The 13,437-nt window shown below is 67.7% G+C and carries 7 protein-coding genes; 3 read left to right on the top strand and 4 right to left on the bottom strand.

Going from position 1 to position 13,437, the window contains the following annotated elements; genetic code table 11:
* Positions 1-597: 597 nt before the first annotated feature.
* On the bottom strand, positions 598-2,112 hold the full coding sequence (locus tag DB30_RS25515; RefSeq protein WP_165703943.1) for a potassium channel family protein: 1,515 nt from the start codon (positions 2,110-2,112) through the stop codon (positions 598-600).
* A gap of 34 nt (positions 2,113-2,146) precedes the next feature.
* Positions 2,147-2,545, bottom strand: a complete 399-nt coding sequence (locus tag DB30_RS25520) for a helix-turn-helix transcriptional regulator (RefSeq protein WP_052553567.1) — start codon at positions 2,543-2,545, stop codon at positions 2,147-2,149.
* 354 nt (positions 2,546-2,899) lie between these two features.
* On the opposite strand from DB30_RS25520, the gene DB30_RS25525 reads away from it, so the two are divergent.
* Positions 2,900-3,940: a tetratricopeptide repeat protein gene (locus DB30_RS25525; protein ID WP_146660577.1), complete on the top strand. Its 1,041-nt coding sequence runs from the start codon at positions 2,900-2,902 to the stop codon at positions 3,938-3,940.
* A gap of 110 nt (positions 3,941-4,050) precedes the next feature.
* Here the strand turns inward: DB30_RS25525 and DB30_RS25530 are convergent, their stop codons facing one another.
* Entirely contained in the window at positions 4,051-5,175 is a 1,125-nt protein-coding gene (locus tag DB30_RS25530; protein WP_052553571.1) for a S1 family peptidase, read from the bottom strand.
* Between the two features lie 150 nt (positions 5,176-5,325).
* On the bottom strand, positions 5,326-6,402 hold the full coding sequence (locus tag DB30_RS25535; RefSeq protein ID WP_052553573.1) for a coproporphyrinogen III oxidase: 1,077 nt from the start codon (positions 6,400-6,402) through the stop codon (positions 5,326-5,328).
* 118 nt (positions 6,403-6,520) lie between these two features.
* Here DB30_RS25535 and DB30_RS25540 point away from each other — a divergent pair, with 118 nt between their 5' ends.
* Positions 6,521-7,675, top strand: a complete 1,155-nt coding sequence (locus tag DB30_RS25540; protein ID WP_205633062.1) for a sulfotransferase family protein — start codon at positions 6,521-6,523, stop codon at positions 7,673-7,675.
* Between the two features lie 107 nt (positions 7,676-7,782).
* Positions 7,783-13,431 (top strand): protein kinase domain-containing protein, encoded by a 5,649-nt coding sequence (locus DB30_RS25545; RefSeq protein ID WP_052553578.1) that lies wholly within the window; start codon positions 7,783-7,785, stop codon positions 13,429-13,431.
* Positions 13,432-13,437 lie beyond the last annotated feature (6 nt).

Consider the following 13,437-nt stretch of genomic DNA (forward strand, 5'->3'; position numbering starts at 1 on the left):
TATTGTGCCCCGCCACGCGACGCGACGCGACGCGACGCGACGCGACGCCCCACGACGCGACGCGACACCACGCGACGCGACGCGACGCCACTCGGATGCTCGCGTGCGACAGCGCCTGGGTCGACGTCGTGCTCGGGGGGCACGGACCGCAGCACGGGCCGCAGCACTCGGAAATCCCATCGGCGCTCGGACGCGCGCGATCGGTGCACCGCTCGATCACTCGAAAGCGTTCGATCGACCACCGCAAGCATCGAGTGCAACCAACGCAGTCAGCATTGTTGGACCCCAAGACGCCCCTCGATCCCGAGCACGTAGCCGCCGTCTCGAACAACGAGAAGCGCACAGAAGACCCGTGAGGGTCTCTCCGGGCACAATAAGAGGGCGTTGCGAGTGCATCACCGAAGCCACAGCCCGACCTCGCCGACAGCGATCCATGACAACGCAAATTAGCGTCTTGAGCCCTCCGTGCCCGGAGAGACCCTCACGGGTCGTGCGCGCTGTCCGATCAGCACATCGACCCCCGCACCCGCTAAGCCGCCCACCGAGGCGATGTCCATGCAGAGGTCCACAAGCTCGACGGTCTGAGGCGAAACCTCGCTAGAGTTCAGGCTCTGCCCTCGACGAGAAGTACAGCACCTTCGACCCCGCGGGGATCATCTGCGTGGCGTCGGGGTTCACGTGGTGCGCGCCGGTCTTCAAGTCCCGGTAGCCCACCACGAGTACCCCATGGCTCAGCTTCAGGTCCTCGAGCACCTGGAGAAATGTCCCCGCCTCGGCGATTCCCTTGCGCGAGACATACAAGCTCTGTGCACCGCGCTCCGCCACCCGCGAGAGCACCTCGGCGGTGCCGGGCATCGAGGTGGCGTGGGCCAGTAGCGCGTAGCCGACCCGCTTGGTCTCGATCACCTCGTCGCAGCCGGCGGTCTGAGCGTGCCCGGCGTTCTCGCTGTCGAGGATCTCGGCCAACAAGTACAGCGGCCGGGCGCGATCGGCACAATGTCGCGCGACATACCTGCGGATCGTGAACGCGGTGAGCACCGTCGTCGCGTCCGCGGTCTGGGCTGAGACCCCGTGCTCAGCCACGATCACCGCGATCGCAGCCTTGTCCATGCGGACCTTGGCCAGCTCACTCTCGCGGGCGGCCTCGCCCGACACCCACGAGAAGTCGGATGGCAGGTCGGCCGGGCGCTCGCCCTTTGCGAACACGACCATGCGATCTGCGTACGTGGACCCGAGCTCCGCCGTGAGATCCGCGAGCAGGCTCTTGGCCGCAGGGTCGTAGCCGCAGACGACCACGTGATCGACATATCCGCTCATTCGAAACTCCTCCTGCCGCATCGTCATGACGACGTTGAGCATGGTGTTGCCAACAATGCCGGCGAACAGCGCCAGCGTGAACATGCCCAGCACCATCAGCACGGCCGCGACCATCCGTCCGACCGAGGTGACCGGAGCGATGTCGCCAAAGCCCACGGTCGTGAGGGTGACGATCGACCACCACAGCCCGTCGGCCAATGTGGTGATGCCGTCGTTGGCATGGCGCTCGATCATGTAGATCGTGGTCCCGAAGGTCACGACGACGACCCCGAGAAAGCTGAGCGCGAAGATGAAGGGCAGCCGGTTGTCGGTCAGCGCCCGCGCGAGCCCAGAGAACGGGCTGGAGTATTGAAACACGCGGGTGCTTCGCAGCAGCCGCAGCAGCCGAAGCGCGCGCAGGCTCCTCAAGGCTGGCACGACCGCCAGGACCGACAGCAGATCGATCAAGTTGAGCGGGCCGGTGAGAAAGCGCAGGCGCCCCACGACCTCCCAGTAGATCCGCTGGGTCGGGCTGCCTGCGTAGAACACGGTCTCTGGCGGTTGGTAGGTCAGCACGCGCGCCGACAGCTCCACGACCAACAGCCACAGCACGACTTTGTCGAAGATCTCGAGTCGGGCCAGCAGCAGCGAGTCGTCGTCCCACCAGATCTCGGCGCCCAGGATCGCAACCGAGCTCAAGATCAGGATGGTGACCACGACCTGCGTGATCGCCCAGCCCGGATCGTTCTCGTCGTGCAGCCACGAACGAAGCGTCTCGACGGGCGAGCGTTCTGCGCTCCGAATCCGGGCTGCCACTTGGGCGCTGTATAGCACGCAGGTTTGGGGAGGATCAGGCCCGCGACGGCGAGGTCCAGCGGGGTGAGCCCACGATCCCGTGCCGATCCGCGAGCCGAAGACCAACCTCGAGCAACCCGCGGCGGCTGTTCGTGCCGCTCTTGGCGTACACCCGGTGCAGGTGCTTGTGCACGGAGGTGTCGCGGATCCCCAGCCGCTCGCCGGTCGCGGCGGCGTCGTGGCCAAACAAGAAGTGATAGAGCAACTCGCGCTCGCGGGCGCTGAGCGGAAACGCGCGACTGAGACCCTCGATGATCCGGGTGAGCATCTCGTTGGCCATGTCGCTGGGGACCCGGTCGACCGAGGACTGCGGGCAGTAGTGGCTGCGCGAGCCATGACGACGGAGCGGGCGACGGGCGGCGGGGCGGGTCTGCGATTGCGCGGCGGGGTTCATCTGGGATCCAATATGGTGGTCGGGTGGGCGAACCGTCAGGGACGCCAGTGCCACCGACGGGTGTCCGACCCGGCGTCGCGGTTGGGTCTGGGGTCCCCCCTCTAGACTGGCTCCTAGGCCGGGTTGGGTGGTCGTTTTCGCTACCTACGGGGTCGCGGCCCAAGCTCCGCGAACCGCACTGTGGCGTCGCGAACCAAGCGTCACCGATCGTCACCACGCGAGTCGGCGGCCCGACCCAGTCAGCCTGTCCGCCTCCCGCAATTTGCGAGCCGGTGACCGGGACCTTTTCACCACCGCCTGCGTCAGTAGCCGCTCGCCGCCGACATCCGCCGGCCACGTCCGTCGAAGGTTCGCATGCACGCATCACGTCGCCCCTGCGCCCGCTTGGCTGCTGTCAGCCTGGCCGCGTTGCTCCTCGTTCCGGCTGTCCGCCACGCCCAAGCTGATGACGACCAGGTCAAGCGACTCGAGCGTCTGATCAAACACACCGAACAGAGCGATCCGGATTACCCGGATTTCTTGTTCCGACTCGCTGACCAATACCTCGCTCGCAAGCACGACCTCCAGGGCCAGGCGTTCGCGCTCTACGACAAGATCGACGCGGCCACGGCCAACGGCAAGCAGGGCCAGGCTCGCGCGCTCGAGACCCAACAGGCCAACCTCTTTGGCGAGGCTCGCATCGCCAGTGAGACCGCGGCCAACATCTACGAGGACTTGGTCGACAACCCGGCGTTCGCGTCCTACTCGCGCCTGGATGAGGCCCTGTACCTCTACGCGTTCGAGCTAGGTGAGCTTGGCGAGGGTCAGCGCATGCGGGCCGCCTACATGCGTCTGATCCAGGATTTTCCCCGCAGCGCCTTCCTCCCGCACGCGTACCTGAGCTTCGCTGAGCACTACTTCAACGAGGGCGACCTCGCGGCGGCCGTCCAGTTCTACGAGAAGGTGGCGCAATTCAGCGGCAGCTCGGTGCGTGCCTATGCGCTGTACAAGCTTGGATGGTGCCACCTCAATCCAATCGGGAGCGCCGCGCCCGACTATGTGGCGAGTCTCCAATCCTTCGTTGCAACCATTGACGCGACCCTCGCAGCTGGTGCGAGCTCGGATCCGCAAGGCAAGCATCTGCGTCGCGAGGCGCGGCGCGACCTGGTCCGCGCTTACGTGCACGTTGGCAAGCCGGGCACGGCGTGGGCGTTTCTTCAGAAGGTCGGCAACGGCCCCGGCGATGACGAGCAGCACGCCCGCGACCTGATGCTTCGGCTCGCCGGGCACTATGCCAACGAGGGCATGTACGGCGATTCAACGATCATCTACGAGGAGCTGAAGACCCAGTTTCCCAACGACCCGCTGACCGCCGACTGGCAGGCCAAGGTCAACGCGAACACCCTGGCCAAGTAGCCGGGCAGGCAACTGGTTTTAGCGTTGCCTGCCCGCCCAGAGCCCGCACCCTCCCGCAGGCAACTTGTTTTAGCGTTGCCCGCCCAGAGCTGTCTCAGCCGAGCGCGAGCTCAGGGACAGCCCGGACCTTCGCAGGTGTTGCCCACGTAGCAGTAGCGCTTCTTCGGCTTGCCGCTGGTCTTGCCGGGGCAGTCGGCGCTGCAGCTGGTGGTGCCGTTGCGGCCGTCGCAGCTCTCGCCGGCTTCGCACACGCCGTTGTCGCAGGTCGCCCCGCCGCCGCCGCCACCACAATCGGGATCCTCGCCGGGACCACACTCGACATTGCACTGGCTGTCCGCCGAGCAATCAGGCGCGGCCTCGCCGATGAAGTCGTCGATGAAGCCCTGGAACGCCGAGACGTTGGTGCTCACGCCATAGAGCAGGCACTGGGCATCGCCGTATGAGGTGATGCCAGCGACGTATTGGGTGCCGTTGCGCGAGATGAACGCCGGACCGCCGCTGTCGCCGTTGCAGGGGCCATAGTAGGGGCTGCCGTCTTGCTCATACGAGAACTGGGTGGTGTACCCACCGCTCGAGCAACCTTGCACCGCGCAGCCCAACCCCGCGATCGGCACCTCGGACTGCAGCTTGACGCCATACTCGCTCTTCTGGATGTCAGCGTAGCCAAAGCCCACGTGGTCGAGCATGACGCCAGCGTCGTTGTTGCTCAGACCGATCGAGGCGGGCAGGTGCGGGACCGTGGGCGAGTCGTGATTGGGCGTGGACAGACGCAGCAGGCAGATGTCGTTGGCGAGCGAGTAGCGGTTGTAGCTGGGGTGGACGAGCACCTCGGACACCCAGTAGAAATCACCGTTGACGGCGTTGCCGACGAACGCCGGGCCGTCGCCAAAATACACGGACGCCTCTTCCGGCTCCATCGGGTTGAAGTTGGACCCACCCATGGCCTCGTCGCAGCAGTGCGCGGCCGTGAGCACGACCTCGGGGCTGATCAGGGTGCCCGTGCAAAATGGGCTGATCGAGACTTGGTTGCCAGAGCGCTGGTGGATGCCGACGGTCGCGGCGTACTTGTCGACGTTGCTGTAAGCCGGGGCGCCATTGATGACGCGAAACTGGTCGTCTCCAGAATCGTCGAGATCGGCGACGCAGCCAAGGCCCAGCGTCATGGCCAGGGTCATGGTGGTCAGACCCGCGCCGAAAATTGTGCGAAGGAACAGTTGGTCGTGTCGGATATTCATGGCGTTGTCCGCCTCGATGAGCGTAGCTCCAACCGAAGGCGTAGGCCTTCTCCCAGACCAGCCCATCAGGATCAAGGAATTAATTTTAGAAGTGTGGCGATTGTGAGCACATTGGCCTTTAGGACAATGCGGTGCAGATCCATCGGTATGTCACGCCCTATGAATTTCGTTTGTCACGATACTACCGCTAGCCTGCAGCGCGAGCGCCTCGGGGTGTGCTCGATAGTGCGCCCGCAAGCGCTTGGCCAGCGCGGCGCGGGTCTCGTCGCTGACGAGGCTTGGCGAGCGCTGGGGCAGCGCGTCCAGGATCCCGCGCAGCAGCGGCTTTTGCACGTCGGGTAGGCGCGGCAGCCAGGACGCGAGCAGCTCGCGATCCACGAACGACGGCAGCGAGCCCATGATGCCGACGTCGTTTTGATCGTGGACCAGCAGGCCCGAGGTGGTTCCGCGGTCGAGCGTGAGGACCTGGAACAGATACAGCGAGTGATAGGCGAGCTGCTGCGCGCGCTGCTCCTCGCTCGGCGGTTGGCTGGGCTCGATCGCCTCGCCGAGCAGCGCGAGGTAGCGGTCGATCGCCGCCTCTCCAAAGCGCTGGGCCAGGCGCAGGTCGGCGTCTAGATCACCGCTCGCGTGACCCTCGAGGTAGTAGTGCGTCGCGCCGCGGCAGCGCCCGAGCGCCGGGATGAAAAAGTAGCGATCCCCCTCGGCGCTGGCCTGGGCATACAGCTCCGGCGCGACCTCGCGCAGGGCCGCGGCGAAGCTGGCGGTCGCTGCAGGATGGGGGATCGCCGGGTTGAGATCGGCCATCAACCGCCAGTACCCAAGTTGATCTGTGTCGGGCTGAGGCCCGGGCTTTGGTGGTGGAAGCCGAGGCTTGCGCTCGGTCCAGCTGATGTGGATGTGGACCGAGGGGGCCCGCGGATCCTGGGGGTGGATGATCGTCGAGAGCGCCGAGGCCGAGCCGAGCTTGCGGCTGGGATCGTCGTCGTAGTGGACCTGCGACACGTTGATCGCCGCTCGGTTGAACACCTGGGTCTGGCCAGCGACGTAGCGGTGCCCGCCGCCGTGACGGCCGTCGTCGCGCAGCCACTCGAGCGTCTCGAACGACGGCGCCGCACCAAGCTGCACGCACAGCTGCTCGAGGCCAAGCTTGAAGCGGCGCTGCAGCGCCTCGACCAGGTCGAGCGCGGAGCCGGCGGACTGCGAGCGGGAGCGGATCCTGGCCACACCCGTTGATAGCGCAGCCGGTCAGGTTCAGGCGAGGGCGGTCGCCAGCGCGCGCGAAAAGCCCGTACCGTTGGACTCCGCCCCACCCCCGCACATGTCCAACAAAAAATTGTGGTTCGTGAACCGTGTGACGTCGCTGCTCCCTGCGCCGTCGTTCGACAACGCGCGGTTGCTCGAGACCGCGGCCAAGCTCGAGGGCAAGACCGACTTCGGCGACGCGTACTTCGAGGCTGGCCTGGCTGCGCTGACCCGCTCGCTCGAGCGCGACGCCAAGCTGTCGCCGATGGGACGCCAAGCGATCTATCGCATGATCATCCGCAATCTGTGCATGCGCCTGCGGCTGGTCGCCGACCAGCGCGAGCGGCCGCAGGTCTACGCCCGACCCCTGACGCCGCCGATCTTGGTGCTGGGGCTGCCGCGCGCTGGCACGACTTTTTTGCATCGCCTGCTCTCGGCCATGCCCGGCGCGCGCCCGGGTCGGACCTGGGAGATCAACCAGCCGCTCCCGCCAACTCGGGGCAAGGACGATCGCTACCGGCAGGCCGCCAAGCAAGTCGCGATGATCCGCAAGCTCGCCCCCGAGCTCGACGCCAAACATCGCGTCGATCCAGACGAGCCCGAGGAGTGCGTCTTCTTGCTCAACCCCAGCTTCTGCAGCATCGCGTGGTGGATGATCGCGCCCGTCTACAGCTACCTCGACTGGTACGACGAGCAGGACCTCGGACCCAGCTACCACGAGTACCACGCCTACTTGCGCGCGCTGCAGGCCGCGGAGCCGGGTCGTTTCGTGCTCAAAGCTCCGGCTCATACTGGTCACCTCGCGCAGATCGTCAGTGAGATCCCAGACGTCGTGATCGTGTACGCCCACCGTGATCCCGTGACCGTCGTGGCCAGCGTCTCGAGCCTGTTCGACAGCATCTTCGGGCTGGTCACCGAGCACCACGACGCGCACCGGACGGCGCGTCGCAACCTGGAGCTGTTCATCAGGATGAGCGATCGCTGTCAGGCCGCGCGCGACGAGGGCCTCGATGATCGGGTGCTCGACATCCACTACGACGACTTGGTCACCGACCCGGTCGCCACGGCCCGGCAGATCTACGCGCACGGTTCGATCCCGTGGCCCGAAGATGGGGAGCAGGCGCTGCGAGCACACCTGCAAGCGGGGCGGCGAACAAAGAGCCGGCACGTGTACCGGCTCGAGGACTGCGGCCTGAGCGAGGCTGAAGTTCGCGCGCGCTTCGGGGCCTATTCCGCTCGCCACCTCGACAGGTGAAGCTGCCGGCTAGCGAGCCGCGATCCGCACCAAGCGTTCCGTGATATCGGCCAGCTAGCTCCCCAGCCATTTCTCCGGCCATTTCTCCAGCTAGTTGGGCGAGACGCATGAACCTTCCACTGCCAGAGTACCGCGTGATCCGCCTGCTGCGCGGCTCAGGCCACGCGCGCGTGTTCGAGGCTGTGTCGGAACGAGATGGGCGTCGCGTGGTCGCGAAGGTCTACGACATCGAGCATGCGTCGGTCGAAGATCGGGTGCTGCACGAGTTCGAGCTGATCGAGCGTCTGGACATCCCGGGGGTCGTCGTTGCTCGCGAGCTGCGCCGGGCTGGCGATCAATTGGTGTTGGTGCTCGACCATGTACCCGGCGTCAACCTGCGCGAGTACGCGAACGGGCAGGCGCTGGCGCTCTCGCGGTTCTGGCCGATCGCGCTCGCGCTCGCAGACATCTTGGCGCAGACCCACGCGTGTCGGGTGATCCACCGCGACATCAAGCCGACGAACATCATCGTCGACGAGGCCGGCGGCGTGCACCTGATCGACTTTGGGATCTCGGTGCTGCTCGAGAGCGAGCGGCGGCACGTCTACGACGTTGACGTGCTCGCCGGCACGCTGCCCTATGTCTCGCCCGAGCAGACCGGGCGGACCAACCGGGCGGTCGATCTGCGCAGTGATCTGTACAGCTTGGGCGTGACCTTTTACGAGCTGTTGACGGGGCAGCGGCCGTTTGAAGATCAGGCGCCGCTCGAGCTGATCCACGCTCATCTCGCGCGCACGCCCGCGCCGCCAAGCCGGCTGCGGAGCTCGCTGCCCGAGCCGCTCTCGCGCCTGGTGATGAAGCTGCTCGAGAAGGCGCCCGAGCACCGCTACCAGACCGCGGCCGGGCTCGCCGCCGACCTGCGCACGCTTCGGGATCTTGGCGAAGAGCTCGAGGGGCGTGACGCCGACGCCGAGCATGCGTTCGTGCTTGGCTCGGCCGATGTCTCGGATCGGCTGGCGCTGCCGCATCAGCTGTACGGGCGCGAGGTCGAGCAGGCGGCGTTGCTTCGCGACTATCGAGCCGCGGTCGAGTCCCGGACCACGCGCGCGAGCTTGGTGACCGGGCCGGTTGGGATCGGGAAGTCGGCGCTGCTGCGTGCGCTCGAGCTGGCGGTCGCCGAGGACAGCGGCTTGCTCGCGCGGGGCAGCTTCGCCGAGCTGCGCGAGCTGCCCTACGCCGGCTTCATCGACGCGCTGACCAGGCTGTGCGAGCAGCTGCTGACCGAGAGCGACGCTGGCCTGGTCCGTTGGCGGTCGCGGCTGCGCGAGGGCCTGGGCAGCTTGGCCAGCGTCGCTGTCGAGCTGATACCCCGGCTGGCCTTGGTGCTCGAGCTCGAGCTCGCGCCGCCGCTGGTGCTCGAGCCGATCGAGGCTCGCAACCGGATGCGCCTCGCGTTGGAGCGCTTGATTGCGAGCTTGTCCGACGGCGAGCGCCCGCTGGTGTTGGTGCTCGAGGATCTAGACCGCGCCGACGCCCCCAGCTTGGGCCTGTTCGAGTCGCTGCTGAGCGCTCGCGCTGGCGGCGGACTGATGCTCGTCGCCACGCTCTGTGACGAGCGCCTCGATCCGGAGGGGCTCCTCGCCAAGCTGATCACAGAGGTCGCCGCGCCAACGCAGCGGGCTCGAAGGGTGCGCCACACCAAGCTCGAGCCGCTCACGCCTGCGTCGATCCAGGCGCTCCTCGCCGACACCTTGGGCCGGCCCGTGACCGAGGTCGAGCCGCTCGCTCGGGTGTTCGCGCGCAAGACTGGGGGCGTGCCCTTGTTTGTCGAGCAGCTGCTTGCCGAGCTGCTCGAGCGCGGCGCGCTGCGTCCGAGCCCGCAGGGCTGGCGCTGGGATCAGGCTGCGGTCGAGCTCGCGCAGATCCCCGACGACGCGGTGCAGATGATGCACGCGAAGTTCTCGGCGCTCGGCGTCCAGGCTCGTGAGCTGCTTGGCCGCGCCGCCTGCATTGGCGCTCGGTTTGGGATCGCACAGCTGGCCACGGTCAGCGAAGCGCCGCGCGCCGAGCTGGCCGCGAGTTGCTTCGCGCTCCTCGATCACGGGGTGTTGTCGAGCGTGGGCCCCGAGTTTGGGTTCGCGCACGAGGGGTTGCGGCGCGCGGCCCTGGCCCAGCTCGCGCCCGAGCAGCAGCGGGTCGTGCATTGGACCTTGGGCCGACACCTGCTCGAGACCCGCGCGAGCGTTGACGCGCAGTTGTTCGACATCGTCGATCACCTCAACGCGGGGATCCCTGCGCAGCTCGACGAGGAGCAACGCCTCGAGCTCGCGCAGCTCGAGCTGCGAGCCGGGGCGCGAGCCTTGGACTCGGGCGCCTACGAGTTCGCGCTGCGATACCTCGATCATGGCATCACGCTGGTCGCACAGTGGACACCGGGCGTGGCCGAGCGGGGACCCAGCAGCGAACACTACGCGCTCTCGTTCGAGCTGCACTTCGCCCGCGCGCAGTCGCTGGCCTTGGCACAGTCGCGCGACCACGCCAACGAGGCGTTCGACGCGTTGCTGCGCTGGCGCCTGGAAGATCACCACTTTGGCAAGGTCGTCGCCCGTCGCTGTCGGATCCTGCGCGAGAACGGCTGCGCCCGAGAAGCGGTCGATCTCGCGTTCGCTGCGATGGCGCGGATGGGCCTGGATCCGGGGCTGCTCGGCAACGCGGGCATGCGCGCGCGGGCGCTGCTTGGCATGCTGCGAACGGCGAGGCGGGTGCGTAGGCTGGGCCGTGAGGGCCTGATGGCGTTGCCTGCATGCACCGACGAGCGCACGGCGGCGCTGATCGAGATCGTCGCTGAGGTCAAGTACTCGGCGTTCATCGTCAACCCCGTGGTGGCGATTCGCGTGGCCGCGATGCACCTGGACTTGATCTGTCGCCACGGCTTCCATCCTTCGGCCTGCGGCGCCCTGGCCGATCTCGCGCTGGGGGTCAGCGGCGCCCTCAACCGGCCCGCAGACGGCGTCGAGATGATCGAGACCGCGCTGGCGCTGTGCGAGCGCACGCCCAACCCCGCGCGCACGCGGCTCGCCGTGATCGCGCCGGGGCTGACGCTCGTGCTGCATCGCGGTCGCAGCTTCGCCGAGGTCTCGGCGATCGTCGACGACAGCTACCCCCGGGCGCTCGAGCTGGGCGAGTTCGGAGCCGCGAATTTCCTTGCCATGCGCGCGTGCCATTTTCCGATGGAGATCGGCACGCACTCGAGCGTGGTCGAGCGACGCTGCGCGGAGCTGCGCGCGGATCTGGATCGCTGGGGCACCAGGCAAGCCGCCACCTTGGTGTGGCTGCTGCATTGCTGGTACGTCACGCTGCTGGGTCAGGCGGCTGGCTCGGACGGGGGCTGTGGTGGGTCGAGCACGCGCGGCGGCCTGGTCGACGCGCGTGACATCGACGCTGAGATGGTCCTCGCGCGGGGCGGCACGGCCACGACCGTGTGCATCAGCGCCGTCAATCGGGCGATCGTGTTGTTGTTGTTCGGGGATTCGCGGGCGGCGATGGCTGCGGCGCTGGGGGTGGTCGGCACGGTCGAGCGGCTCGCCTTGAACGCCTCGCTGATCCCCCAGGCCGCGCTGGTCATGGTCGTGGCGGTCGATCGCCTGCGGGTGTCGGGTGAGCAGCCCCCAGGCCCGGCGCTGGCGGCTGCGCGCAAGGGCTTGCGACTGCTGCGACGCTGGGCCAAGACCGGCCGCGACAGCTACGGGCACTACGCCGAGCTCGCGCTGGGCATGCGAGCGGCCGCGAGCGGGCACTTTGACCAAGCCGCCAAGCACCTCGAGCGTGCATGGACTGGCGCGCGATATCAGGGCTGCCGCTGGGTCGAGGCGCTGTCGGCCGAGTGCACGGCCGAGCTGCTCGACCAGCGTGGCCTGACCCTGCTCGCCGAAGGGGCGTGGCGGCGGACCTGGGATGCCTACGCGCTGTGGGGCGCGGCCGCCAAGCTCGAGCTGCTGCGCGCCGCCAAGCCGACCCTGTTCGTCGAGCTGGCGCGCGCCGAGTCCAGCAGCGAGCAGCTCGAGCGCAGCTCTGACATGCGATCCGAGCACGGCCCCGGCACCCGACCCGGGACGCGCTCGGGCCCCGGGACGCTCGACCTCGACGGTGTGCTGCAGAGCGTCGGGGAGCTCTCGGAGGATCTCGGTCTCGAGCAGGTGTCGTGCCGGGCGCTGGACGCCGCGATGACCAGCGCGGGAGCCGATCACGGCATGCTCTTGCTCGAGCGTGACGGCGAGCTGGCGTTGGTCGCTCACGCCTCGAGCGCGACGGCGGCCACCATGTTCGCGGACGCCCCGGCGCTGCGCGACGCCAGCGAGCGCGCTCCGGCCACGCTGATCAACTTTGTCGCGCGCACCCATCAATGGCTGGTGTTGGACGATGCCCGCGAAGATCCCCGGTTCGCCGCCGATCCATACTTGCAGGCGCACGCGTCGCGCTCGATCTTGGCGCTGCCGATCCTCAAACGCGAGCGGCGCGTGGGCGTGCTCGTGCTCGAGAACCGGCTCACCAGCCACGGCTTCACGCCGGCGATCATCGAGACGCTGCGGCTGATCATGGACGCGGCCGCGAGGATCCTCGACAACGCCCGGCTTCACGCTGCGCTCGGTCGCAGCGAGGCGCGCTGGCGTTCGCTCGTCGACAGCGCCCCCGACGTGATCGCGCTGCTCGACGAGCGCGGTGAGATCGCGCTGCTCAATCGTGGCGGTCCGTTCGCGAGCGTGGCGGCCGGCGGCTCGACCCGCGCCGGCTCGCTGACCAAGGCGTCGACGCTCAGCTGGCGTGAAGCGGTCGCGCGCGTGCTCGACCATGGTCACGCGCAACAGCTCGAGCTGGAGTTCACCACCCCCGAGGGCGCGACCAGCTGGTACGAGGCCCGGCTCGCGCCGATCGAGCTCGCGCCCAGCTTTGTCGCGCCCGAGCCCGAGCCACGCCCGGTTCGGCGCAACGCCGTGGTCGTGGCGACCGATGTCAGCGCCCGCAAGCAAGCCGACGCGGACAAGCAGCTGCTCGAAGCGCAGCTGCGCCAGCAGCAGCGGCTCGACTCGATCGGCACCCTCGCAAGCGGGGTCGCCCACGAGATCAACAACCCGATCCAGGGGATCATGAACTACGCGGAGCTCATCGGGCAGTCGTCGCACAAGCCCGAGGTGGTCGAGGAATTTGCCAGCGAGATCACCCACGAGAGCGATCGGGTCGCAACCATCGTTCGCAACCTGCTCGCGTTCTCGCGGCAGGAGCGAGATGAACAGCGAGAGCTGGTAGAGGTCAGCGGCGTCATCGAGGCCACGCTGTCGCTGATCCGCAGCATCTTGCGCAAGGATCACATCACGCTGGTGCTCGAGCTTGGCGCGGGCACCCCCCGGGTTTACTGCCAGATCCAGGCGATCCAGCAGATCATCATGAACCTGGTCACCAACGCGCGTGACGCCCTCAACGAGCGCTACACGGGCTACGACGCGCGCAAGCGGATCTTCGTTCGCGTCGAGCGGCTGGACACCGAGGCCAACGAAGCTCGGGTCCGCGTCGTCGTCGAAGACACGGGCTCGGGCATCGAGGCCGACGTGCTCGCGCGGATCTTCGACCCCTTCTTCACGACCAAGACCCGCGACCAGGGCACGGGGTTGGGCCTGTCCGTATCGCACGGGATCGCGCTCGACCACGGCGGCGAGCTCTCGGTCGAGACGACGCTTGGGGTTGGCACGCGCTTTTACCTGGACTTGCCATTGGTCGAGTGAGGCCGG

Origin of the sequence: Enhygromyxa salina, assembly GCF_000737335.2 — a bacterium.
Taxonomy (GTDB): Bacteria; Myxococcota_A; Polyangia; order Nannocystales; family Nannocystaceae; genus Plesiocystis; species Plesiocystis salina_C.

Bases quoted from the DNA above. Each gene is read 5' to 3' on its own strand.
- DB30_RS25520 (WP_052553567.1), bottom strand. From the start codon at position 2,545: ATGAACCCCGCCGCGCAATCGCAGACCCGCCCCGCCGCCCGTCGCCCG.
- DB30_RS25525 (WP_146660577.1), top strand. From the start codon at position 2,900: ATGCACGCATCACGTCGCCCCTGCGCCCGCTTGGCTGCTGTCAGCCTG.
- DB30_RS25530 (WP_052553571.1), bottom strand. From the start codon at position 5,175: ATGAATATCCGACACGACCAACTGTTCCTTCGCACAATTTTCGGCGCG.
- DB30_RS25545 (WP_052553578.1), top strand. From the start codon at position 7,783: ATGAACCTTCCACTGCCAGAGTACCGCGTGATCCGCCTGCTGCGCGGC.